24 protein-coding genes are annotated in these 24,458 nt (G+C 62.0%); 16 read left to right on the top strand and 8 right to left on the bottom strand.

The window, feature by feature from the left end:
• The first annotated feature begins 93 nt into the window (after window positions 1-93).
• Window positions 94-684 (top strand): SMI1/KNR4 family protein, encoded by a 591-nt coding sequence (locus LPB73_RS28545; RefSeq protein WP_231078989.1) that lies wholly within the window; start codon window positions 94-96, stop codon window positions 682-684.
• 98 nt (window positions 685-782) lie between these two features.
• On the opposite strand, the gene LPB73_RS28550 is transcribed toward LPB73_RS28545, so the two are convergent.
• Window positions 783-1,478, bottom strand: coding sequence for a DUF1013 domain-containing protein (locus tag LPB73_RS28550; RefSeq protein WP_089267677.1), 696 nt, complete (start codon window positions 1,476-1,478; stop codon window positions 783-785).
• Between the two features lie 245 nt (window positions 1,479-1,723).
• On the opposite strand from LPB73_RS28550, the gene ispH reads away from it, so the two are divergent.
• The 3 genes from ispH to rnhA are packed head-to-tail and all read left to right on the top strand — an operon-like array spanning window position 1,724 to window position 4,121.
• Entirely contained in the window at window positions 1,724-2,689 is a 966-nt protein-coding gene (ispH, locus tag LPB73_RS28555; RefSeq protein WP_089267676.1) for a 4-hydroxy-3-methylbut-2-enyl diphosphate reductase, read from the top strand.
• Between the two features lie 5 nt (window positions 2,690-2,694).
• On the top strand, window positions 2,695-3,675 hold the full coding sequence (locus tag LPB73_RS28560; protein ID WP_231078991.1) for a homoserine kinase: 981 nt from the start codon (window positions 2,695-2,697) through the stop codon (window positions 3,673-3,675).
• Window positions 3,672-4,121: a ribonuclease HI gene (rnhA, locus tag LPB73_RS28565; RefSeq protein WP_089267674.1), complete on the top strand. Its 450-nt coding sequence runs from the start codon at window positions 3,672-3,674 to the stop codon at window positions 4,119-4,121. The genes LPB73_RS28560 and rnhA overlap by 4 nt, the downstream gene beginning before the upstream one ends.
• 243 nt (window positions 4,122-4,364) lie before the next feature.
• Here rnhA and LPB73_RS28570 read toward each other — a convergent pair whose 3' ends face one another.
• From LPB73_RS28570 to LPB73_RS28595, 6 genes are all read right to left on the bottom strand, one after another.
• Complete coding sequence (locus tag LPB73_RS28570) at window positions 4,365-4,850, bottom strand: peroxiredoxin (protein ID WP_089267673.1); 486 nt, start codon at window positions 4,848-4,850, stop codon at window positions 4,365-4,367.
• Window positions 4,851-4,958: 108 nt separating this feature from the next.
• Complete coding sequence (locus tag LPB73_RS28575) at window positions 4,959-5,504, bottom strand: DUF924 family protein (protein WP_231078994.1); 546 nt, start codon at window positions 5,502-5,504, stop codon at window positions 4,959-4,961.
• 54 nt (window positions 5,505-5,558) lie between these two features.
• The gene (locus tag LPB73_RS28580) at window positions 5,559-7,247 is read right to left on the bottom strand and encodes a long-chain fatty acid--CoA ligase (protein WP_089267671.1); all 1,689 of its coding nucleotides are present in this window, start codon (window positions 7,245-7,247) and stop codon (window positions 5,559-5,561) included.
• 135 nt (window positions 7,248-7,382) lie between these two features.
• Window positions 7,383-8,879, bottom strand: coding sequence for a D-alanyl-D-alanine carboxypeptidase family protein (locus LPB73_RS28585; protein WP_414716835.1), 1,497 nt, complete (start codon window positions 8,877-8,879; stop codon window positions 7,383-7,385).
• 207 nt (window positions 8,880-9,086) lie between these two features.
• Entirely contained in the window at window positions 9,087-10,883 is a 1,797-nt protein-coding gene (locus LPB73_RS28590; protein ID WP_231078996.1) for a glucan ABC transporter ATP-binding protein/ permease, read from the bottom strand.
• Between the two features lie 105 nt (window positions 10,884-10,988).
• Complete coding sequence (locus LPB73_RS28595; protein WP_231078997.1) at window positions 10,989-12,047, bottom strand: ABC transporter substrate-binding protein; 1,059 nt, start codon at window positions 12,045-12,047, stop codon at window positions 10,989-10,991.
• 235 nt (window positions 12,048-12,282) lie between these two features.
• Here LPB73_RS28595 and LPB73_RS28600 point away from each other — a divergent pair, with 235 nt between their 5' ends.
• From LPB73_RS28600 to LPB73_RS28615, 4 genes are all read left to right on the top strand, one after another.
• On the top strand, window positions 12,283-12,714 hold the full coding sequence (locus tag LPB73_RS28600) for a hypothetical protein (protein ID WP_120287316.1): 432 nt from the start codon (window positions 12,283-12,285) through the stop codon (window positions 12,712-12,714).
• A gap of 150 nt (window positions 12,715-12,864) precedes the next feature.
• Entirely contained in the window at window positions 12,865-13,263 is a 399-nt protein-coding gene (gene hisE / locus LPB73_RS28605; RefSeq protein WP_089267666.1) for a phosphoribosyl-ATP diphosphatase, read from the top strand.
• Window positions 13,264-13,330: 67 nt separating this feature from the next.
• On the top strand, window positions 13,331-13,912 hold the full coding sequence (locus tag LPB73_RS28610; RefSeq protein WP_089267665.1) for a YqaA family protein: 582 nt from the start codon (window positions 13,331-13,333) through the stop codon (window positions 13,910-13,912).
• Window positions 13,913-13,958: 46 nt separating this feature from the next.
• Window positions 13,959-14,546, top strand: a complete 588-nt coding sequence (locus LPB73_RS28615; RefSeq protein ID WP_231078998.1) for a hypothetical protein — start codon at window positions 13,959-13,961, stop codon at window positions 14,544-14,546.
• Window positions 14,547-14,548: 2 nt separating this feature from the next.
• On the opposite strand, the gene LPB73_RS28620 is transcribed toward LPB73_RS28615, so the two are convergent.
• On the bottom strand, window positions 14,549-15,112 hold the full coding sequence (locus LPB73_RS28620; RefSeq protein ID WP_231078999.1) for a TetR/AcrR family transcriptional regulator: 564 nt from the start codon (window positions 15,110-15,112) through the stop codon (window positions 14,549-14,551).
• Window positions 15,113-15,267: 155 nt separating this feature from the next.
• On the opposite strand from LPB73_RS28620, the gene LPB73_RS28625 reads away from it, so the two are divergent.
• The 8 genes from LPB73_RS28625 to LPB73_RS28660 all read left to right on the top strand — a co-directional run bounded on the left by LPB73_RS28625 (window position 15,268) and on the right by LPB73_RS28660 (window position 24,455).
• Window positions 15,268-15,912: a glutathione S-transferase gene (locus tag LPB73_RS28625; protein ID WP_231081279.1), complete on the top strand. Its 645-nt coding sequence runs from the start codon at window positions 15,268-15,270 to the stop codon at window positions 15,910-15,912.
• A 235-nt stretch (window positions 15,913-16,147) separates the two neighbouring features.
• Window positions 16,148-17,116, top strand: a complete 969-nt coding sequence (locus tag LPB73_RS28630) for an NAD(P)H-dependent flavin oxidoreductase (RefSeq protein WP_184512145.1) — start codon at window positions 16,148-16,150, stop codon at window positions 17,114-17,116.
• Window positions 17,117-17,140: 24 nt separating this feature from the next.
• On the top strand, window positions 17,141-17,914 hold the full coding sequence (locus LPB73_RS28635; protein WP_184512144.1) for a thioesterase family protein: 774 nt from the start codon (window positions 17,141-17,143) through the stop codon (window positions 17,912-17,914).
• A gap of 79 nt (window positions 17,915-17,993) precedes the next feature.
• A complete protein-coding gene (locus LPB73_RS28640) occupies window positions 17,994-19,490 on the top strand; it encodes an ATPase domain-containing protein (protein ID WP_175366029.1) in 1,497 nt (498 codons plus the stop codon).
• Window positions 19,491-19,549: 59 nt separating this feature from the next.
• A complete protein-coding gene (locus LPB73_RS28645; protein ID WP_231079000.1) occupies window positions 19,550-21,544 on the top strand; it encodes a hybrid sensor histidine kinase/response regulator in 1,995 nt (664 codons plus the stop codon).
• Between the two features lie 116 nt (window positions 21,545-21,660).
• Entirely contained in the window at window positions 21,661-21,909 is a 249-nt protein-coding gene (locus LPB73_RS28650) for a hypothetical protein (protein ID WP_068729285.1), read from the top strand.
• Window positions 21,910-22,012: 103 nt separating this feature from the next.
• Complete coding sequence (locus LPB73_RS28655) at window positions 22,013-22,690, top strand: hypothetical protein (RefSeq protein WP_231079002.1); 678 nt, start codon at window positions 22,013-22,015, stop codon at window positions 22,688-22,690.
• A 136-nt stretch (window positions 22,691-22,826) separates the two neighbouring features.
• Entirely contained in the window at window positions 22,827-24,455 is a 1,629-nt protein-coding gene (locus LPB73_RS28660; RefSeq protein WP_231079004.1) for an inorganic phosphate transporter, read from the top strand.
• Window positions 24,456-24,458 lie beyond the last annotated feature (3 nt).

The following is a 24,458-nucleotide window of genomic DNA, read 5'->3' on the forward strand; positions in this document are numbered from 1 at the left end:
GCGTCGGGCGCGGCCATGAACCTTGCCTTACCTCTGCAGCACCAAGGAAGGCACCGCTCAGGCGGGATCCCTAACGCATAAGCGGAGTACATGATGGCGAACGAGTTCAGGTTCGAAGACTATCCCGATGCGATGACATTCAAGCCGGTGATGGACAAAGCCATAGCGGCCTTTGCCGCGGAGCAGGGCATCGAATTCTCGTCCGATTATACGGCGTTTCTGAAAGCGCATAACGGCTTCTATTTCGATCTCGACACAGCCAGCCCGCTGGCTGATGGCGTCGAGACATTCGATTCAATTCGCTATCTGCACGGCCTCGATACCGGCTTCGAATATAACGACATAGGGGTATTCTTGGCCAAAGCCGATCTCTGGGACCAAGCGTTTCGTGCGTTCTGCTATCCGGTGGCGGAAAGTCACGGCGGCGATCCGATCGTCGAAATCTACAAGGGTAAGGCGAAGGGCAAGATCTACTTCGTCGATCACGAGGTCATCCCGGACATCAGCGAACTGGCTGATGCAGGCGTGAACCTGGAGAATGCCGACGACGTCCTCGCTTACATGATCGACAGACAGGGCTGCTTCATCGAAGTCGCCACGTCGTTCTCGAATTTCATCGGCAAGCTGGTGGCATATGACGATGACGGCAGCATCAATGTCAGCATCCGTCGCCCGCTGGCGTAAGCGGGCGGCGCATCACCTGAAACAAAAACGCGGCGGGATGAACCGCCGCGTTTTCAATTCTGTCCTTGCCGCCGCGCATCTGCGCGCAGCGCAGCCGCTTATTCGTCGTCGTCCTGCTTCTTGCTGCCGCCGATGCCCTTCAGCTTGGCGAACACGGCGTCGACATTGAGGTCGCCGCTGCCGCTCTCGGCGGTCTCCAGCTCATCCTTGCGGGTGGTTTCCGAGGCCGGCAGTAGGGTCGCGCCGCCGTAAGCCTGGTCGGTCGGTTTTTCCTTGGCCGCGCGCTGCACCTCGAAATCGAGTTCGATCTGCGAGCACAGGCCGAGGGTCACCGGATCCATAGGGGTCAGGGTCGAAGCATTCCAGTGGGTGCGGTCGCGGATCGAGGCGATGGTGGTCTTGGTGGTGCCGACCAGCCGCATGATCTGGCTGTCTTTCAGCTCGGCATGGTTACGCACCAGCCACAGGATCGCGCTCGGGCGCTCATGACGGCGCGACACCGGGGTGTAGCGCGGGCCCTTCTTCTTGGCGGCTGGCGGCAGGATCACCTTGCTCTCTTCGAGCTTGAGCCGATAATTCTTGTCCTTCTCGCCCTTTTCGATCTCATCGCGGGTCAGCTGCCCGTTGGAAATCGGGTCCATGCCCTTGATGCCCTGGGCGGCGTCGCCGTCGGCAATGGCGCGGATCTCGAGCGGGTGCATCTTGGTGAAATCGGCGACCTGATCGAAGGTCAGCGCCGTATTGTCGACCAGCCACACGGCCGTCGCCTTTGGCATCAGCGGGGCATTGCTCATGGCACATCTCCTTTGCGCTTCGCCCACCTCTTTCGGAGGCGAAGCCGTCTGGTCATCGGTGATGACGGGAATTAAGGCTCTATATAATCTGTCAGAGGGCAACCGCGCAATGCCCGGCAGTTCGGCCTTGACAGCGCCGCAAACCGGCCCCAAGTCCTTATTCAGACAAGCTCTTTGGCTGAATTTTGCCAATCTGACCCATCGCACCTGCCATTTTGGTGCCCAGGCCCCTGGATCGCCCCGATATGACGACCAAACCGTCCCTGAAAATCGTTCTTTGTTCGCCGCGTGGCTTCTGCGCAGGCGTCGTCCGGGCGATCGATACGGTCGAACGCGCACTCGCCATCCATGGCGCGCCGGTCTATGTCCGGCATGAGATCGTCCATAACAAGTATGTGGTGGACAGTCTGAAGACCAAGGGCGCGATTTTCGTCGAGGAACTCGCCGAAATCCCGGACAACACCTCCGCGCCGGTAGTATTTTCCGCCCATGGCGTGCCGAAATCGGTTCCTGAAGATGCCCGTCAGCGCAATTTCTTCTCGCTGGATGCGACCTGCCCGCTGGTGACCAAGGTGCACCGCGAGGCGGCGATCCACTTCAAGCGCGGCCGTGAGATCCTGCTGATCGGGCATTCGCATCACCCGGAAGTAGTCGGCACCGTCGGCCAGCTGCCGCCTGGCGCTGTGCAGCTCATCGAGACCGCTGGAGACGCCCAGACCTTCCAGCCGAAGGATCCGAACAATCTCGCTTTCGTGACCCAGACGACGCTGTCGATCGACGACACCGCCGAGATCGTCGAAGTGCTGAAGAGCCGCTTCCCCACGATCAACGGGCCGCACAAGGAAGACATCTGCTACGCCACCACCAACCGCCAGCTTGCCGTGAAGAAGGTGGCGCCGGTGGTGGATGCGCTGATCGTAGTCGGCGCGCCGAACTCGTCGAACTCGCAGCGTCTGCGCGAAGTGGCCGAGCGCGAGGGCTGCAGGGTTTCGGTGTTGGCACAGCGCGCCAGCGATCTCGACTGGAGCATGTTCGAGGGCATCACCAGCCTCGGCATCACGGCAGGCGCCTCGGCGCCGGAAGTGATCGTCGAAGAGATCATGGACGCCTTCGCGCAGCGTTATGAGCTGCATGTGGAGACGGTGTCGGCTGCTGAAGAAAACGAATTCTTCCCGCTGCCGCGTTCGCTGCGTCCCGAGGCCGCGGCGTAACCGCGATGGCGGTCTATACCGATGTTGCCGCCGATGATCTCGCGGACTTCCTGAAGAGCTACGATGTCGGCGAATTGCTCTCCTACAAGGGCATCGCCGAAGGCGTCGAGAATTCCAACTTCCTGATGCACACCTCCAAGGGCGCGTATATCCTCACGCTCTATGAGAAGCGCGTCGAAGCGGATGACCTGCCTTACTTCCTCGGTCTGATGGCACATCTCTGCGCGCGCGGCGTGAATTGCCCGCAGCCGCAGAAGAATCGCGACGGTGCGGTCTATGCATCGCTCGCCGGCCGGCCCGCCGCGATCATCAACTTTCTCGAAGGCATGTGGCCGCGTCGTCCCAATGCGATGCATTGCGCCGGTGTCGGCGAAGCGCTGGCGAGGATGCATGTCGCCGGGCGCGATTTCCCGCTGGTGCGCAAGAACAACCTGTCGGTCGATGGCTGGCGCGGTTTGCTCGCACTCGCGGCACCGCGCGCCGATACGGTTCAGCCCGGGCTGCGCGCTTTCCTGCAGACCGAACTCGACTATCTTGCCGCGCATTGGCCAACCGATCTGCCGGAAGGCGTGATCCATGCTGATCTGTTTCCGGACAACGTGTTCTTTCTCGGCGACAAGCTCTCCGGCCTGATCGACTTCCCGTTCGCCTGCAATGACATGCTGGCCTACGACGTGGCGATCTGCCTGAACGCCTGGTGCTTCGAGCCGGACCTGTCGTTCAATGCCACCAAGGCGCGCGCCTTCCTCAATGCCTATGAGGCGGTGCGTCCGTTGACTGGTGCCGAGCGCGCGGCGTTTCCGCTGCTGGCGCGGGGTGCGTCGATCCGTTTCTTGCTCACGCGTCTCGTGGATTTCCTCAATGTGCCGGAAGGCGCCTTCGTGAAGCCGAAGGATCCGGTCGAGTATGTCCGCAAGCTGCGCTTCCACCAGTCGGTGACGTCGATGGCCGACTACGGCGTCGAAGCGGCGAGGCAGCCCGCGTGACCACTGCGACGCCTGTGACGATCTATACGGACGGCGCCTGCTCGGGAAATCCCGGCCCCGGCGGCTGGGGCGCGATCCTTCGTTTCGGCGACGCCGAGAAGGAATTGAAGGGCGGCGAGGCCCACACCACCAATAATCGCATGGAACTGATGGCGGCGATTTCCGCGCTGGAAGCGTTGAAAAAGCCGTGCTCCGTCGATCTGCACACCGACAGCCAGTATCTGCGCAACGGCATCATGAGCTGGATTCACGGCTGGAAGAAAAACGGCTGGAAGACGTCGGACAAGAAGCCGGTCAAGAATGTCGACCTGTGGCAGCGCCTCGACGCCGCGCTGAAGACCCATGACGTGCGCTGGCATTGGGTCAAGGGCCATGCCGGCCACGCGGAGAATGAGCGTGCCGATCAGCTGTCGCGGGACGGGCTGGCGGAGAACCGGGGCAGGTAGTTCTTTTCTTCCCCTCTCCCCCAGTGCAGCGGAGCTGCGCGCCGCGGGAGAGGGTGGATTGAACGCACGGAGTGCGTTCAAGACGGGAGAGGGGTAGCCGCAAGCGCTGTACTTTGTGGCTACCCCTCTCCCGCCTTCGCTTCGCCATAGCCGATGCTTTGCATCGGCGTCTCTTTTCAAGAACGGCGGCCAAAGGCCGCCTACGCACCCTCCCCCGCAAGGGGGAGGGGAAACCAGATCAGCTCACAGCTGGCCGAGCAGCGTGTCGCCGCCGGAGACTTCAACCTTGCCCGGTGCCGGCTCGAGGTTGAGCTTGGTCACCTTGCCGTCTTCCACCAGCATCGAATAGCGATGCGAGCGGATGCCGAGGCCGTTGCCGGATGCGTCGAGCTCCATGCCGATCGCCTTGGTGAAGTCGGCATTGCCGTCGGCGAGGAACACCGCTTCGTCGCGCAGGTCGGTGTCTTTCTTCCAGGCGTTCATCACGAACACATCGTTGACGGAGATGATCGCGATGGTGTCGACGCCCTTGTCCTTGATGGCATAGGCGTTGAGGAAGATGCTCGGCAGATGCATCTTGTGGCAGGTGCCGGTATAGGCGCCGGGCACGGCGAACAGCGCCACTTTCTTGCCCTTGAAGATGTCGTCGGTGGTCTTCACGGCCGGACCTTCGGAGGTCATGACACGGAGCTTGGACTCGGGCAGCTTGTCGCCAACTTGAATGGTCATCGTCGGTCTCTCCTGAAAGTAAGGGTGAGTGTGTTTAGACCGGCTGCATGACGCGGGCAATATTGGGCGCTGCGCAAAACTTGGCCTGCTGCGCGCATCCTGATGACGTCACCCGCCGAAGCCGCCTGCATCCAGAAACGCCTGTTCCTCCGCCGTGGTGCTGCGCCCCAGCACCCGGTTACGGTGCGGGAAGCGGCCGAAGCGCCGGATGATGTCGGCGTGCTCGTCGGCGAATTTCAGATTGTCGGTTTCGCCGATGGCGCGAAACAGCGCGCAGCAGCGCTCCTGATCGGCGATGTCTTCCGAATGCATCAGCGGCATATAGACGAACTGCTGCATCTGCTGGTCGACGCGCTGATCGACGCCGCGTGCGACGGCCCTGATCGTGAGCTCGCAAGCGAGGCGATCGCTGGAAAAAGCGCGCGGGTCGTTGCGGAACATGTTGCGGGGAAACTGGTCGAGCACGAGGATCAAAGCGAGCGTGCCCTCGTCACTGGCCTCCCATGACGCAAGGTTGCCTGCGACGGCCTCATCCCACAGCGCGCGAAAGCGGCGGGTGATCTCGGCATCGAAATCGTCGTTCTTGGCGTACCAGCGGTCCCAGCCGGCGTCTGTCCAGAAGGTGATGATGTCGGCGGGAGTCGTTGCAGTCATGCTGAAGTCTATAGGGTGGGCCATGCGAGAGCGGGCCCACCCTATAGCAGTGTGTCAGGCCGCTGAGGCCTGCTTCTTCTCGTCGCGGAGTTCGCGGCGCAGGATCTTGCCGACATTGGTCTTCGGCAAAGCGGTGCGGAATTCGATCTGTTTCGGCACCTTGTAATTGGTGAGCTGGGTGCCGCAGAACTTGATGATGTCCTCGGCGGTGACGTTCGGGTCCTTCTTGACGACGAAGGCCTTCACCGCCTCGGTCGTCTTCGGATCGGGCACGCCGATCACGGCGCATTCCAGCACGCCGGGATGGCTGGCGATGACGTCCTCGACCTCGTTCGGATAGACGTTGAAGCCCGAGACCAGCACCATATCCTTCTTGCGATCCACGATCTTGGTGAAACCGTCGGGGCTCATGATGCCGATGTCGCCGGTGCGGAAGAAGCCGTCCGCGGTCATCACCTTGGCGGTCTCATCCGGCCGGTTCCAGTAGCCCGACATGATCTGCGGGCCCTTGGCGCAAATCTCGCCGGGCTCACCGAGCGGGACTTCGTTGCCGTCGTCGTCGCGGATCGAGATCCAGGTCGATGGCACCGGCACGCCGATCGAGCCGTTGAACTGATCGACATCGGCCGGGTTGCAGGTCAGCGTCGGCGAGGTTTCCGACAGGCCGTAGCCTTCGGCCACGAAGCAGCCGGTCGTCTTCAGCCAGCGCTCGGCCACCGCCTTCTGCACCGCCATGCCGCCGCCGTTGGAAATCTTCAGCTTGGAGAAATCCACCTGGTCGAAACCGGGCGTATTCAGCAATCCGTTATAGAGCGTGTTGACCGCCGGGAAGCTGTTGACCTGATACTTCATCAGCTCCTTCACGAAGCCCGGCATATCGCGCGGGTTCGGGATCAGGAGGTTGACGCCGCCGGCGCGCACGGCCAGCAGGAAGCAGGCCGTCAGCGCGAAGATATGATAGAGCGGCAGCGCACAGACGATGAACAGCTGGTCCACATGCGGCGGCTTGCGCAGCGCCGGCTGCAGCCAGGCATCGTTCTGCAGCACATTGGCCAAGATGTTGCGATGGCGCAGCGTGGCGCCCTTGGAAACGCCAGTGGTGCCACCGGTATATTGCAGGAAAGCGACGTCGTCGGGCCCGAGCACCGGCTTCTTCATCTTCATGCTGCGGCCGGCGGAGACTGCATCGTTGAACCAGACAGCGCCCGGCAATTCGTAGGCCGGCACCATCTTCTTTACCCGGCGGACCACGAGATTGACGATCACGCCCTTGAAGCCGAGCATGTCGCCCATACTGCCAAGGATCACGTGCTTCACATTGGTTTTGGCAATCACCTGCTGCACGGTGGAAGCGAAGTTCTCCAGCACGATGATGGCTTCGGCACCGGAATCCTTGAGCTGATGCTCGAGCTCGCGCGGCGTGTAGAGCGGGTTGACGTTGACCACGGCATAGCCGGCGCGCAGCACCGCGGAGGTCGCAATCGGATATTGCAGCACGTTCGGCATCATCAGCGCGACACGGGCGCCCTTGGCGAGGCCCTTGCTTTGCAGATAGGCGCCGAGCGCCAGGGACATTTCGTCGAGCTCACGATAGGTGATCGACTTGTCCATGCAGATGAAGGCTTTGCGATCGCGGAATTTGGCAAAGCTCTCTTCGAGCAGATCGACCAGCGACGGATATAGACTGACGTCGATGTCGGCTGGCACGCCTGCCGGATATTGTTTGAGCCAGATACGCTCCATGACACTTCCCCCTCGATTTGATTATTTCGTCGAAGTATTGAGCAAAGCTGCCCTTGATAGCAAGGCGCGGCGCAACATGACGCAGCCGGAAACCGGCCGCGTTAACGATGATAGTTGAGCCTTGTCGACGAAGGTCTAAGTGCGCGGAGCTGCCGCAGCCGGCTTGGCTTCGCCGGTGGTAGCCTTCGGTGCGGGTTTGGCCGCTGCCTTCGGCTTGGCCGGCGTTGTGGCCGGAGCGGCGGTGGCTGCCGTGGCAGGCTTGGCAGCCGCGGGCTTGGCGGCGGCTGGCTTAGCTGCAGCGGCCGGTTTCGGCGCGGCTGCATCCGGTTTCACCGCTGCCTGTTTTGCAGCCGGTTTGGCCGCAGGTTTCGCGGCTGGTTTCGCCTCGGCCGATGCTGTGGTTTTGGCGTCCTTGGTGTCGGCTGCCGCATCAGGCTTCTTGGCGGCGGTCTTGGTGCCCTTCTTACCCTTGGGTTTTGGGGTCTGCCGGGCTTCTTCCACCGCATTGGCGGCGATCAGGTCGGCACCGGTCTTCTTCGGGCCAATATAAACGATCACTGGCTCGACCGGTGCGGCGGCTGCGGCAATCATGTCGACCGGGCGCAGCGTTGGCGGCTGCAGACCGGCGGTGAAGAACGACATGGCCTGGCTGCTGGCTTCGTTGCTGGCGACGACTTCATCATCGGCGTCGCTGGCCGGGCGCTTGCGTTTCGGTCCGCACATCTCGTCGCGCAGGTTGGGCGGTGCGGCGTCGATCGGTGCGAGGGCATCCACGGTGCCGAGCGCCGGCTGCAGCCAGGTCAGGCCGCCTGTGCCGGTGTTGAAGCCGCGCTCCAGCAGCTGCGCTGCCTTGACCGCGCGCGCCTGGCCGGACGAGGCGCCGAGCACCACCGCGATCAGCCGCTTGTTGCCACGGGTGGCGGTGGCGACGAGATTGTAGCCGGAGGCGCAGATGAAACCGGTCTTCATGCCGTCGGCGCCGGGATAGCGGCCGATCAGCTTGTTGAAGTTCGGCGTGATGCGGCGGCCGAATTTGATCGCGGGAATATGGACGAAATATTCGTATTCCGGCAGGTCGCGAATGATCGCACGCGCAAGGATCGCGAGGTCGCGCGCCGAGGTCACCTGTTCGTCGGCAGGCAGGCCGTTCGGATTGACATAGTGGGTCTGCGTCATGCCGAGCTTCTGAGCCGTAGCATTCATCATCGCGGAAAATCCGTCGACGGAGCCGCCGACGCCTTCGGCAAGCACGACGGCCATGTCGTTGGCGGACTTCACCATCATCATCTTCAGCGCGTTATCGATGGTGACCTGCGTGCCGGCCTTGAAGCCCATCTTCGATGGCGACTGTGCGGAGGCGATCGGCGACACGGTCACCACCGTGTCGAGGTTGATGCGTCCCTGCTTCACCGCCTGCAGCGTGACATAGGTCGTCATCAGCTTGGTGACGGAGGCGGGATGCCACGGATAGGTCGCGTTCTCAGCCTGCAGAACCTTGCCGGTATCGGCTTCGACGAGCAGAAGCGCTTCAGCAAGGGCCGTGCGCGGCGCGGTCACGCCCAGCGCAAGTGCCGCGGCGAGAATGAACCAGTTGAGTGATAGCAGGCGGCGCGATGCGAAGTGAAACTGCACTATCCGATTCCGGTCCTTTGCGGCCCGCCTGCAGTGCTCCAGCACCGCGCGCAGCAATTCTTGGATTTGAGGTTCGGGGCTCTCATGTCGGTCTGCCGTCACGCGGTGACGGCTGCAAACCTATACCGGCCGAGAGCATCAGAACAGTGGCGAGCCGGTTAAATCGGTGATGAAAGGGGCCAAATTTCGACCGGTTCTCCAAAGACATCAAAGGGGTTCGGCGACATCGGGCAGTGCCATGCTGGCGCGTGCGTCCTCCTGAACCATGAACTGGGCGGCGGCCAGACTGGCGAAATAGCCGCCCTGCATCACGAGTTCATCGAAAGTTCCCGCTTCGATCACGCGGCCGTTCTCAAATACGAGGATGCGCGTGGCGTTGCGGATGGTGGACAGCCTGTGCGCGATCACGAAGGTGGTGCGGCCCTTCATCACTTCATCGAGAGCGACGTTGAGCTTGGCCTCGGTCACGGCATCGAGCGCGCTGGTGGCCTCGTCGAGGATCAGGATCGGCGGGTCCTTCAGCAAAGCGCGCGCGATCGACAGCCGTTGCCGCTCGCCGCCGGACAGCATGCGGCCGCGCTCGCCGGCATTGGTGTTGAAACCGTTATCGCTGCGCTCGATGAAATCGAGCGCTTGGGCGCGGGCAGCGGCAATGCGCAACTCTTCGTCCGTTGCATCCGGCTTGCCGACGCGCAGGTTGTCGGCGATGGAGCGATTGAACAGCAGCGCCTCCTGGAACACGACGCCGATGTTTCGGCGCAGACCCGACAGGGTGAGTGCACGGACATCCATACCGTCGATCGAGATGATGCCGGATTGCGGGTCGAAGGCCCGGTGCAGCAGCGCGATAGCGGTGGATTTGCCCGCGCCGGTGGCGCCGACGAGCGCGATGGTCTCGCCGGGCAGCGCCGTGAAGGACAGATCCGCGATGGCCGGCCGCTTGCCGTCATAGGAGAACGACACGTCGTTGAATTCGACCATGCCCTGCAGCCGGCCGGGATCCATGGCGTCGATACGGTCGCGCACGGCAGGCACGGCATCGAGCACATTCATGAAATCGCGCAGCCGCGGCGCTTCCATGAAGATGGTGTTGATGAAGGAGACGACCTGTTCGAGCTTCTGGATCAGCATCGTCGCAAAACTGACGAACATCACGATCTCGCCGACGGTGGTGAGACCCTGCTGATGCAGCGCGATGCCGACGGTGAATATCGCTAGCACGGTGATGGTGGTGGAGGCGCGGGTCATCACCGAGACCAGTGCCCACCATGATAGCACCGGCATCTGCTTTTCAAGCAACTGGCTGGAGACGCCGCGCAGACCCTGCACCTCGGCATCGATGCGCGTGAAGCTCTGCACCAGTGCGACGTTACCCAGGGCATCGGAAGCACGCGCGGAAAGGTCGCCGTAATGTTCCTCGACGTCGCTCTGCATGCCGGATGTCTTGCGCACGACCATGGTGGTCAGCACCGTGAACACGACGCACAGGATCACGAGCAGGATGGCCAGTCGCCAGTTCAGATAGATCGACAGCGGCAGCAGGACGAGCAGCGAGACGATGGAGGCGAAATGCTCGCGGAAGAAGCCGAGCCAGACGCGCCAGAGGGCATCGGTGCCGGCCAGCATCACTTTCATCAGGCGGCCTGAATGCGTGCCGGTGTGGAAGGTCAGCGGCAATTGCATGATGTGTTCGAAATAATCGGTCAGCACCGCCTGGCGCTGGCGGTGCGCGAGGCGATCCGCATGAAGCGCCACCACCGCGCCGCAGACGATGGTGAACAGGCCGAACGCAACCCAGGCCGCCAGCAGTGGCCAGGGCGATGCGCTGTCCGTCTGCATTGCGGCCGTCGAGAGATTGCCGGAGAGCACGTCGATGATCCGGCCGAACAGCACCGGTTCGGCGAATTGCGCGCCGGCCAGCAGCAGGTTGGCGCCCGCCAGGATCCAGCCAAGGCGCCTCTCCTTGCCGAGCAGCTCCAGCACACGGGTGTAAAGACGGATCATGGGAGGTCACTCAGCGCAGCGCGAACGGGATAACCGATTGCGCACAGTCTAGGCGGGGATGGCAGCCGAATACAGCTTCGGGAAAAGTTGTTCAGTTGAACTTCTTCAGTTCATCTTGCGGCCGACCGAGCCCGGCAGGAAGCTGTCGTCGAAGATGTCCGCGGCTGAGGGGCGCTTCTTGAAGGTAAAATCTTCGGCGATCTCGTTGAGCGACGCCTCAAAGCGTGCGGCGTCGATGCCACCCAGCCCGTCGCGGCGGACGTCGTCGGTCAGGATATTGTCGGTAATGGCAATGTGGAGCCGCGTCAGTTCGAGCTCGCGCGAACCATTCTCCATCTGGGTCACGACGTCGGTGATCGCCTTGGCCGGGTCCTGGATCGCCAACTGCGTCCCGGCGGTGACGGCACGAATGAATGCTTTCACGGCCTCAGGTCTGGCGGCAGCGAATTTCGGATTGACGATCAGCGCGAGGCCATAGGCGGCGGAGCCGAACTCGGCGAAACGAAACACCGCCAAGTCATCGGCGGGGACGCCGCGGTCGCGCAGGTTGACCGCCGAGAGATAGGAGAAGCCGGTGACCGCATCGACCTGACCGGCCGAGAGCATCGGTTCGCGCACCGCGGCGCTGATCCTCTCCAGCTTCACGGCTGCAAGCTTGATGTTGTTTCGCTTGGCCAGTGCCGGCCATAGCCGGATCACGAGATCGCGATCAGCGACCCCAAGCACTTTTCCTTCAAGGCTACCGAGCGAGATCACGCCGCGGCTCTTGCGGGCGACGATGGCGTAGGGTGCTACGTTGAGCAGCACGAAGACGGCCTTCACTGTCGCGGCATCGGAATCGCCGCGATAGCGGATCAACGCATTGAGATCGGCCAGCGCCATGTCGCAGGCGCCGGAAGCGATCCGCGCGATGGCCTCCTTCGATCCTGCGGCGACGGTGGTGGTTACATTCAAGTTCTCGGCCCGGTACAGGCCGCGGGCATCGGCGAGCACGAAAGGTGCGGCAATCGCATCGACTGCGCGATCGAGCGCAAACTGGATATTGGTCGGTGCTTTGTCGTCAGCAGCGGAGTGTCCCGATGATGCGCAAAAAGCGACGGAGCCCAGCGCACTCAGCGAGAGGAGGACATGCCGCCGGGAAATGTTGGTCGCGTTTCTGGGCATCAAGATACTTAACGACTGACGGACCGGCAGTTACCCCGCCGGGCATGTCTGATTGATGGCGGTATGGTGCGACATCTTGCGCGTCGTTTCTAACCGTAAAAGGCTGAACGGGAGATGACTGCCCCGATTTGGACACCGATCGTTCAGCTGCCGTTGGGGTTGGGGAACTCATAGTGGCCGAAGTGGTTGGCTATACAGAGGCCCACAGGGCCAGACGACCACGGAGGACATTGAGATGTTCGTACGAAATGGATTGTTTAATAAGACTGGCCGCGCCGCCATCGTGGCGACCGTCGCGGCCATGACGATCTCGGCAATTGCGCCGACCGGAGCATTTGCGGCGCCTGTCGCCAAGAGCACGAGCCAGGCTGTTGCAACTCACGGCACCAGCGATGCGACCGATTTCAGCAGCGCGCGCCGTCGTCACTATCGCGGTGGCGGCAATGCTGCCGGCCTTGCGGCCTTTGGCGCCATCGTCGGTACCATTGGCGCAATCGCTGCAACGCAGAGCCGTCGTGACTATTACTACGATAATGGCCCGGGCTACGGCTACTACGGCGGTGGCCCAGCCTATTATGATGGCGGTCCTGCCTATTACGGTGGCGTACCGTATCGCGGCTACGGCGGTGGTCATGGTTATGATAATTCGCGTCGTATGACCTGGTAGTTCGCGATCGGTCACAACTTATTCCGTCATGCAACTGTCACTTAACTATCAAACGCCGGTCGCGCTTGCGGCCGGCGTTTTGACGTCGTTGCAGACACTTGAATGCCAGGCGTTAACGCGCTGGCCACGGCTTTGGGATAGTGTAGTTGCATGAGTGATTCGCTCGACCGGCTTTATCAGGCGGTGATCGCGGCCAAGGATCTCGATCCCTCGGTCTCGCGAACGGCCCGGCTTTATCAGCAGGGGCCGGAAAAGATGGCGAAGAAGCTCGCCGAAGAAGCCATCGAGGTCGTCATCGATGCGATCAACCGCAAACCGGACGCCGTGATCCGCGAAAGCGCCGATCTTCTCTACAATTTGACTGTATTGTGGGCGGCCGCGGGCGTGCGTCCTGAGCAGGTCTGGGCCGAGATGAGCCGGCGTGAAGACATGCTCGGTATCGCCGAAAAGCTCCCGAAACCGCCGAAACGGCCCAAATCCATCGAGCAAAGCGCTGCGCGGCGGCCAATTGTCGCGCTCGAAGGTCGTCGTCTTCGCAAGTTGAGTTAAGCTTTTCGTCTCGCGCGTGTCAGCCCAGCCATAGACAAATCGGCGTCAGGATGGTTCATCGCGAACCATGCTCAGACGAATGTATGACTGGTGTATCGACGCCGCCCACAAGCCCTATGCCCTCTGGATTTTGGGCATCGTGTCCTTCGCGGAAAGTTCGTTCTTTCCGGTGCCGCCGGATGTGATGCTGATTCCGATGGCGCTGGCCCGGCCACAGAAGGCCTGGCTCTATGCGGGCATTTGCACCATTACCTCAGTGCTCGGCGGTGTGGTGGGATATCTCATCGGCGCGGTGCTGTATGACTCCGTCGGCCAATGGGTCATTCATTTCTATGGCTACGGCGACAAGGTCGAGGCATTCCGCGCCGGCTATGCCGAATATGGCGCATGGATCATCCTGCTGAAGGGGCTGACGCCGATCCCCTACAAGCTTGTCACCATCACGTCAGGCTTCGCCAACTATAATATCTGGATGTTCATCGCGCTGTCGGTGGTTGCCCGCGGCGTGCGCTTCTATGTCGTCGCCATCCTGCTCAACCGCTACGGCGTCTGGATTCGCGAGACCATCGAGAAGCGTCTGGGTCTGTGGGTTGCGCTGGGCGTCGGCGTTCTGGTGCTCGGCTTCATCATCGCATTCCGGCTGTTCTAGATCTGGATGCTTCCCCCGGCGCAGGTGCCGGGATACGTTCCGCATCATGTTCGATTTGACCCGTCTGTTGGCTCCGGTAACCCGCAACTGCGTCGCCGCTGCGATCGCGGTGCTGACCGTGGGCGCAGCTACGATGTGCGCCTGGTCGCAGGCGATGCAGCAGCAGCCAGCGCCGCAGAAGTCGATCACGATTCAGGTTGTCCCGGCGCCCGCGGCGGCACCCCCGCCTGCCGCGGCTTTCGCACCGGCTCCGATGGCTGAACAGGCGCCGCCGCCGTCACCGCCGCCGGCCCCCGAGAATCCCGGCCTGTTCAACGAGATCGGCAAGCTGTTCAAGAATTCCACCTCGCTGCTGCCGTCACTGCCCGCGATGCCGTCGCTCGGCACCGACAGCCTGACCAAGCTGAACACGGTGGTGAAGGGGCGGGTGGCTTGTCCGGTCGCTGCCAATGGCGCACCCGACTGCAAGGCAGCCTCAGACAAGCTGTGTCAGAGCAAGGGCTTCAAGGACGGCAAGAGCCTCGACACCGACGCAGCGCAAAGCTGCTCGCCCAGGGCCATGATCCCCGGCCGCGCGCCGGAGCCGGGTGACTGCAAGACGGAAAATTACGTCACCCAGGCGCTCTGCCAGTAGGTCTATGCCGGCAACAGACCCGCTGCGCGATAGCTCTCGATGAGCGCGTCATAGAGCGAGACATCCGCGCGGCTTCTTGCCATCAGCTGGGCGCCGGTGATGGCGGCGAAGATGGCGCGCGCACGAGGTTCGCTCTTCTCAGGGCTCGCGGCGGTTACAGCGACGAGAACCTTGTTCAGCCATGCCACATTGATATCGGTGAAGGTCCGGATCTCTTTCTTCACCGGCTCCGGCAGGTCGTCATATTCGGCGGCCATGAAGCTGCACAGGCACATGCGGTTGCCGCTCTCCAGCGCCTTGCGGAACGTGCCGGGATATTGGCGCAGGCACGCGGCCGGATCGGTGGACTCCGCCAGCAGTGTCTCCAGATAGGCGGCCGAGTCCTCCCAATAGCGCCTGGCGACGGCGGCGCCGAGATCGGCCTTGCTCGGGAAGTGATGGTAGATGCTCGCAGCCTTGATGCCGACCTCTGCCGCGAGATCGCGGAAATTCAGGCCGCTATAGCCATGGGCCTGCGCGGTCAGTTTCGCGGCCGCCAGGATGGCTTCTCTGGAATTCGAACTCATATCCCGGTCTCACAACCCCGTGTTTGCGGCCTACCAAGTGATAGATAGGCGTTGACGCTTGTAAATCAAAGCCGTAAATCACCCTACCAACTGGTAGGTAGGATAAACTAATGAATACTCAGATCTCCAATGGCGACGCGACAAAGCTCCCGATGATGACGATTCACGATTGGAGCACAGGGCCTTACCCGGCGCGCGTCCGGATCGCGGTGGCCGAGAAGAAGCTTCGATCACGCATCAATTTTGTGTCGGTCGATCTCACGAAGGGCGAGCACAAGAAGCCCGAATTCCTCGCCAAGAACTATTCAGGCACGCTGCCGGTGCTCGAACTCGACGACGGCACTTTCATTGCCGAGTGCACGGCCATTACCGAATATCTCGACGGACTTGAGGGCGCTCCCGTGCTCACCGGGAGTACGCCGCGCGAGAAGGGCTTGATCCACATGATGAGCAAGCGTGCCGAGCTGGAGTTGCTCGACGCCATTAGTGTCTATTTCCATCACGCGACACCGGGGCTCGGACCCCACGTCGAGATCTATCAAAATGCCGAGTGGGGTTTCCGCCAGCGCGACAAGGCGCTCAGGGGGATGGCGTACTTTGACGGGGTGCTGAAAAAGCAGCCATTCATCGCCGGCGAGTTTTTCTCGATGGCCGATATCACGGTAATTGGCGGTTTGATCTTCGCCGGTCTCGTGAAGCTCGAGGTGCCTGCGGAGTACGAGGCTCTCCACGCCTGGTACGCAAGGATGAACGAGCGTCCCAGCGTCAAGAACCGTGTGACGATGTCAGATCCGGCTTGATCGGGCGCTTGCCGATAATCGATCAGTCATCCTGATAATGGGGCGCCACCTGGATAATGTGGTGCCCCATTATTCCGCGTACCGGACGAACGCCGCTCGGGGTCCGGCTTTTTTCTCCCGCAGCGCAATTGCCATCAGCCCCACGCTTCTGGCATCGTCCGCCCGCACCCGGATCGACCGGGGGTAGGCGCGCAGGATCGCGCACAAATCAAGAAAAGAAGTCGAGGAATTTCCCATGTCGATGCCGGCTTTGTTCAAGAACCGCCTGTCGCTGCCCGTGATCGGTTCGCCGCTATTCATCATTTCGGTGCCGGATCTCGTCATCGCGCAGTGCAAGGCCGGTATCGTCGGCGCGTTTCCCGCGCTGAATGCGCGTCCGGCGGCGCTGCTCGACGAATGGCTGCACCGGATCAAGGAAGAACTCGCCGCGCATGACAAGGCGCATCCGGATCGGCTCTCCGCGCCCTTCGCGGTCAACCAGATCGTGCACAAGTCCAACAACCGGCTCGAGCAGGACATGGCGCTTTGCGAAAAGCATAAGGTGCCGATGATGATCACCTCGCTTGGTGCGCGTGAAGAACTCAATCAGGCGGCCCATGCCTGGGGTGGCATCGTGTTTCATGACGTCATCAATCAACGTTTCGCGCACAAGGCGATCGAGAAGGGGGCTGACGGCCTGATCCTCGTTGCGGCAGGCGCCGGCGGTCATGCTGGCGAGATTTCGCCGCTCGCGTTCGTCGCCGAGACCCGGCAGTGGTTCGATGGTCCGATCGCACTGTCGGGCGCCATCGCCAATGGTCGCGCCATCCGCGCCGCGCGCGTGCTCGGGGCTGATTTCGCCTATATCGGTTCGGCCTTCATCGCCACCACCGAAGCCAATGCGGTGCCGGGCTACAAGGATATGATCGCGGCTTCCGGCTCGGAAGACATCGTCTATTCGAATCTCTTTACCGGCGTTCACGGCAACTATCTGAAGCCGTCCATCGTCGCCGCCGGCATGGATCCGGACAATCTGCCGGAGTCCGATCCGACCAAGATGAATTTTGGCACCGACGCCAGTGGCGAGCGTGCCAAGCCAAAGGCCTGGAAGGAGATCTGGGGCAGCGGCCAAGGCATCGGCAGTGTGTCGAAGGTCGTGCCGGTGGCCGAGCTCGTTGCGCGCTTCAAGAAGGAATATGACGAAGCGATCGATCCGCCGCTCTGATCCTGCATTGAGAAGGCCGATCTGATGGACGCCATCTATCGCGTGGACGGCAACCATGTCGTCACCAGCCCGCATGCTGCGGGTCCGTGGAACGAGACCATGCAGCACGGCTCGGCGCCATCGGCGCTGGTGACGTGGCTTGCAGAGCAGATGCCGACCGCAAGCCCGATGCATGTGACGCGTGTCACCATCGACTTGTTGCGCCCGGTGCCGGTGGCGCCGCTCACTTTCGAGACCGAGGTGCTGCGCGAAGGCCGCAAGATTCAGCTCGTTGGCGTCAGACTGATGGCGAACGGCACAGTTGTGGTGCGTGCGACGGTGCTGAAGATCAGGGCGGAGGCGCAGGCGCTTCCGTCGGAGATCGCCGATCCGCCGGTCACGGTGCCGCCGCCGGATCAGGGTGGATTGCTGGAGCCACGTTACGCCAGCAGTCCCTTCGTCACAGGCATGACCATTCGCGCGGTGCGCGGCGGCTTCCTGTCGCTGGGGCCGGGAGCGATCTGGTACCGGGCCAACCGGCCGATCGTCGAAGGCGCCGGCCTCTCGCAGGTGATGCGTGCGGTGATCGCGGCCGACTTCAGCAACGGCTCGTCACCGGTGCTGAGTTTCGACGACTGGACCTTCCTGAATGCCGACCTCACCGTGAGCCTGTCACGTCCGCCGGTGGGCGACTGGATCCTGCTGGACGGGGAGAGTTGGATCGGGCCGGATGGCGCCGGTCTTGCTGCGTCGAAGCTCGCCGATATCAATGGTTATTTCGGCCGGGCAGTGCAGAGCCTGGTCATTGAGAAACGTTGACGACCGCGCTTTTTAGAATTTTTGTCCTGGACAGGGAACCGATTGATATTGCCCCGGTTATCGCGCGTCAGGGGGCAGTATGAGTTCGACGCACGTGCAGGACGACAAAGCCAGGACCGGCATCTGGGGATTGGATAATATCCTCTCCGGCGGATTCTCCCGAGGTCACATTTTTCTTGTCGAAGGCGCGCCGGGGACAGGCAAGACCACGGTCGCATTGCAGTTCTTGCTGGAGGGCGCGCGGATCGGAGAGAAGGGTCTCTACATCACGCTATCCGAAACAGATAGTGAGTTGCGCGATGGCGCAGCGTCCCATGGCTGGACCCTCGACAAGAGCATTGAAGTTTTCGAGCTCCTGCCGCCGGAAAGCCTGCTTGACGAGGATCAGCAACAGAGCCTGCTTTATTCGTCCGACCTCGAACTCGGTGAAACCACCAAGCAGATATTCGAGGCGGTGGAACGCACCCAGCCGAGCAGGGTCGTCTTGGACAGCCTGTCGGAAATCCGGCTGCTAGCGCAGAGCTCGTTGCGTTATCGCCGCCAGATACTGGCTATCAAGCATTACTTCGCAAAATTTGGCACGACGGTGATGCTGCTCGACGACCTCACGGCGGAAGTAGCCGACAAGACAGTGCACAGCGTCGCCCATGGCGTGCTGCGGCTCGAAGAACTGGCGCCGTCCTATGGCGCGGAGCGTCGGCGTGCGCGGGTGATCAAATATCGCGGTGTCAAGTTTCGCGGCGGCTACCACGATGCCACCATCACCACAGGCGGCCTTAACGTTTTTCCTCGGCTGGTCGCATCCGAATTCCGCAACAGCATGGATCGCAAGACCAAGTCGAGCGGCATTGCGCAACTCGACCAATTGCTGGGCGGCGGCATCGAAACAGGCTCGAGCACATTGATTCTCGGGCCCGCGGGCACGGGCAAATCACTCACTGCGATCGTCAATGTAGTCGCAGCGGTGAAGCGCGGCGAGAAGGCTGCAATGTTTATCTTCGACGAGGAGCTTGGACTGTTGTTCGATCGCATGAAGGGGATCGGAATCGATCTGCCTGCCATGCAGGAAAGCGGACATCTGTTTGTCGAACAGGTCGATGCCGCCGAATTGTCGCCCGGTGAATTCGCGCATCGCGTCCGTCGTCAGATTGACGAGCACAACATCAAGACCGTCGTGATCGACAGTCTCAATGGCTATCAGGCCTCGATGCCGGAAGAGAACTCGCTGATCCTGCACATGCATGAGCTGCTGCAATATCTCAACCGCAGGGGCGCAGCGACCTTCATGACGGTGGCGCAGCACGGCCTCGTCGGCGATATGAAGGCGCCGGTGGACGTCACCTATCTCGCCGATACCGTGATCCTGCTCCGTTACTTCGAGGCAAGCGGCAGCGTTCGCCGTGCGATGTCCGTGATCAAGAAGCGAACCGGTGCGCATGAGTCGACCATTCGCGAGTACCGGATCGACGGGCGAGGCCTCACGATCGGCGCGCCGCTGAGCGAATTCCAGGGCGTGTTGCGTGGCGTACCCATTTACAACGGTCAAAGTTCTCTGCTTGAGGGATCCTCGGCGTGAAACCGGGGCGTTCCTCCGAGCGCGCTGTCATCCTTGCTCCCACAGGGCGCGATTCTGCAGTGGCTGCGGCATTAATCCGCGAGGCCGGTTTTTATGCGCAGCCCTGCGCGGATTTTCCGGCGCTGCTCGAGGAGATCAAGGGCGGTGCCGGCGTCGCCGTTATTGCTGACGAGGCGATCAAGACCGTCGATCTGCGCGGTCTCGGCAACTGGCTGCACGATCAACCGTCGTGGTCCGATTTCCCGATCGTCCTGCTGACGCGGCAGGGTGGGGGTCCCGAACGCAATCCGGATGCCGCGCGGCTCGGACAGTTGCTCGGCAATGTGACGTTCATCGAGCGCCCGTTTCACCCGACGACATTGATTTCGATCGTCGGTTCGGCCGTCCGCGCGCGCCGGCGTCAATATCAGACGCGTGCCATTCTCGAAGATCTTGGCGACAGTCAGGGGCTGCTGCAGACGGCGCTCGATGCGGGACGGCTCGGGACGCTCGAACTGCATCTGCCCGAACTTCGGCTTGAGGTCTCGGATACGACCAAGGCATGCTTCGGCCGCTGGCCGGATCAGTCATTCACGTTCAGCGAGTTGCAGGCCGCGGTTCATCCCGATGATCGCGAGCAACGCCAGCAGGCGCTCGATGCGACGCTGATGGCCGGCGCGGACTACAATGTCGAATACCGCAATATCTGGCCGGACGGCTCGGTGCATTGGGTCGAGACGCGTGCGCGCATGGTCCGTGGGCCTGACGGCAAGCCGAAAACGCTGGTCGGCGTCTCCGTCGATATCACGGCGCGAAAGTCTGCCGATATCGATCGCGACAACTTGCTGGAGCAGTTGACGGCGGAGCGGTCTGCGCTTGCCGAGCTTACGGCGACGCTCGAACAGCGCGTCGAGGAACGCAGCAACGACCTGATGAAGGAAGTTGCGGCGCGCGAGAAGGCGCAGGACCAACTGCGCCAGGCGCAGAAGATGGAGACCATCGGCCAGCTCACTGGCGGCGTCGCGCATGACTTCAACAATCTGCTGATGGCGGTGATGGGCAATCTCGATCTGCTGCGCAAGCGCATGCCAGATGATCCGCGCCTGAAACGACTGGTCGATGGTGCCATGCAGGGCGCCGAACGCGGCGCCTCGCTGACGCAGCGGCTACTGGCCTTCGCGCGGCAGCAGGATCTGAAAGCCGTGGCCGTCGATCTCGGTGCGCTGGTCCGCGGCATGAGCGATCTGCTTGAGCGCTCGCTCGGGCCGCGCGTGGCGCTGCGTCTCGATATTCCCGACGAGCTGCCGCGGGCGCAGATCGATCCCAATCAACTCGAACTCGCCATCCTCAATCTCGCGATCAATGCGCGCGACGCTATGCAGGACGGCGGCTCCATCGATATCAAGGTGAAGAAGCATAGGGTCGGCAAGGGCGACCCGATTCTGAAGCCCGGCGACTATCTCAAGGTGTCGATCATCGACAATGGTGCCGGCATGTCGCCGGAGACGTTGAAGAAGGCGATCGAACCGTTCTTCTCGACCAAGCCGCTCGGCAAGGGGACTGGTCTCGGTCTGTCCATGGTGCACGGTCTGGCCGTACAGCTCGGCGGCACGCTCGATCTCTCGAGCGTCGTCGGCAAGGGTACGACGGCGACCCTCGTACTGCCGGTCACCGACAGGAAGCCGGAGGCCGCCGATACGGCCCACGTCATGCGCCATGCCGCGCGCTCCGCCGTGATCCTGTTTGTCGATGACGATCCCCTCATCGCGATGTCGACGACGGAGATGCTGGAGGATCTCGGCCATCGCGTGATCCCCGCGACTTCGGGGCGGCATGCGCTGGAGATTCTGAAAAGCGACGAGCCGCTCGATCTGATGATGACCGATCACATGATGCCCGGTATGACGGGCATCGAGCTTGCGGCCTATTCCCGCGAAATGCGGCCGTCGCTGCCGGTCCTGCTCGCGACCGGCTATGCGGATTTGCCCGAAGGCGCTCAGCTCGATCTGCCGCGGCTTGCCAAGCCTTATCATCAGGATCAGCTCCGGGATCGGCTCGATCAACTGCTGGGCTGAGCCCACTCCGGCCGGGGTGGTATCAATCTGCCAGCGGCGCAGCAAAATTAACCATTCATTAAATCCTGTGGAACCAACAATGCCCCGATCGGGAATCAACCGATTCAGGGGCCATCATGGATATCGAAGCCTATTTCGCGAAGACGCCGGCCACGATCGAGGAGATCAAGGCACGCGTGGCCGCAGCTTTCGGCCGTCATCCGCTGTGCCGCGAGGTGCAGTTCGACATCGTCAGCACGCCCCGCGCCGGAAAGGGCGCGAACTGGACCATCAGCATGCAGTCGGTCGCCCCGGATGCGCTGTGGGAAGCCTCCGATATCGTGAGCGATATCCAGGAAGCCTATGTTCTCGCCAACGCCGCCTGAACGTCTCTGAGTATTATCGCACCGTTCTGGTATGGTTAGGCCATAATTAATCTCCATTTGTGAGGACAGGTACCTCTGGTGGTCCTGAATTTCGGAGACTGGCTTGACGCGTGCGCTGACCCTTCTTGTGCTGGGCTGTCTGTTGCTAACCGGCGTGGCTGTTGCGAGCATCCTTGGTCGCGATAGCATCCCATCGCTGTCGCTGTCATATGACGACAGTGCCGCGCAAAATTCGGTCGCGGTGTCGCGCGGACCGGTTTCCAATACGCAAGGCAAGAAAGACAAGTTGCCATTGGCCGGCGCCATGATGGCCTCGCTCGATCCGCAGCAGGTCCCGAGCATTGACGGCAGTCCGTTGCGCCAGGCCTTTGCATCCGACAGTCCGATCGAAGTGCCCGGTTCGACGGTGCTTGCCCCGATCGTGGTGCCGCAGCCGACCGCCAAGCCCAAGGCCGCTGCCAAGCCGGTGCAGAAGACCTATACGCTGCTCAGCGATGCGCAGATTTCGGCGATCAAGACCCGGCTCAATCTGACGGCGTCGCAGGAATCCTACTGGCCCGGCGTCGAAGCGGCGCTGCGCAACGTGGCGCGCAGGATCCACGAGACCAAGCAGGCCAGTTCGTCGGCAGGCGCTCCGCCGATCGATCCCGACAGCGACGAGGTGCAGCAGCTCAAGTCTGCTGCGATGCCGTTGTTGTTTCAGTTGCGTGAGGATCAGAAGCGCGAAGTCCGTGCACTGGCGCGCATGATCGGACTCGAAAAGGTCGCGTCGGCGATCTGAGCGCCTGTCACATGCCGGCCCGCCGACGACGCATGACTGTCACAACCCGTAACAGACAAATTGTCGCGCCTGTCATCGGGGCTTCGCATCCGTGGTGCAGAGATTAACGCCTCTTAACCTGTAACGGGGGCGTTTCATGACCGATTTCACTGCCAATCAATCCATTTCCGGAGGCGCGGCTGTTGAGCCGGCCTCGCGGCCCAATCTCGACAAGGGCTTCAACCCGCTGACGATGATCCTGTTTTTCGGGATCCTGGCGGCTGGCCTCCTGTTCGTCGCCTACAGCATTTATGTGGACGTCAATGCCACCGGTACCCGCGTCACCAGCTATCTGCCCTACCTCCTGCTGTTCGTGGCGCTGCTGATCGCGCTTGGCTTCGAATTCGTCAACGGCTTCCATGACACCGCCAATGCGGTAGCCACCGTCATCTATACCCACTCGCTGCCGGCGGAATTCGCCGTGATGTGGTCGGGCTTTTTCAATTTCCTCGGTGTGCTGTTCTCCACGGGCGCGGTGGCTTTCGGCATCGTTTCGCTGCTGCCGGTGGAATTGATCCTGCAGGTCTCCAGCGGCGCCGGCTTTGCCATGGTGTTCGCGCTGCTGATCGCAGCCATCATCTGGAATCTCGGCACCTGGTATCTCGGCCTGCCAGCCTCCAGCTCGCACACGCTGATCGGTTCGATCATCGGCGTCGGTATCGCCAATGCGCTGATGCGCGGCCGTGATGGCACCTCGGGTGTGGATTGGGGCAAGGCCACCGAAATCAGCTATGCGCTGCTGCTGTCGCCATTGTTCGGCTTTGCCTGCGCCGCCATCCTGCTGCTGGTGCTGAAATTCCTCGTGCGTAACCCGGCTTTGTACGCAGCACCGGACGGCAACAAGGCACCGCCGTTGTGGATCCGCGGCATCCTGATCGCGACCTGCACCGGCGTGTCCTTCGCACATGGTTCGAATGACGGTCAGAAGGGCATGGGCCTGATCATGCTGGTGCTGATCGGCACCGTGCCGACCGCCTATGCGCTCAACCGCGCATTGCCGGAATCCCGCGTCGCCCAGTTCCAGGTCAACTCCATCGCGGCCGCAAAGGTGATCGCAGCCAAGGGTGCCGGTCACAGCATCATCGGCGATCCCCGTCCGGCGGTGACCACCTATGTCTCGCAGCGCAAGATCAGCGAAGGCACCTATCCGTCGCTCGCCGTTCTCGTGCAGCAGGTCGGCGATCAGGTTCGCAGCTACGGCACGCTCGACAAGGTGCCCGCGGAATCCGTCGGCAACACCCGTAACGACATGTATCTCGCATCGGAGGCCATCCGCTTCCTGATGAAGGACAAGGAAAACGACCTCAACAAGGAAGATATCGCGACGCTCAATGCCTATAAGGGCTCGCTCGATGCCGCCACCAAGTTCATCCCGGATTGGGTGAAGATCGCCGTGGCCATCGCACTCGGCCTTGGCACCATGGTCGGCTGGAAGCGCATCGTCGTCACCGTCGGCGAGAAGATCGGCAAGACGCATCTGACCTATGCGCAGGGTGCTTCAGCCGAACTCGTGGCCGCTGCCACCATCGGCGCGGCCGACGTGTTCGGTCTGCCGGTTTCGACCACCCACGTGCTGTCGTCCGGCGTTGCGGGCACCATGGCGGCGAACGGTTCGGGCCTGCAGATGGCCACCATCCGCAACCTGCTGATGGCCTGGGTGCTGACGCTGCCCTGCGCCATCATGCTCTCGGCCAGCCTCTACGTGCTGTTCAGCCAGTTGTTCTGAGGA

Origin of the sequence: Tardiphaga sp. 37S4, from assembly GCF_021044645.1 — a bacterium.
Taxonomy (GTDB): Bacteria; Pseudomonadota; Alphaproteobacteria; order Rhizobiales; family Xanthobacteraceae; genus Tardiphaga; species Tardiphaga robiniae.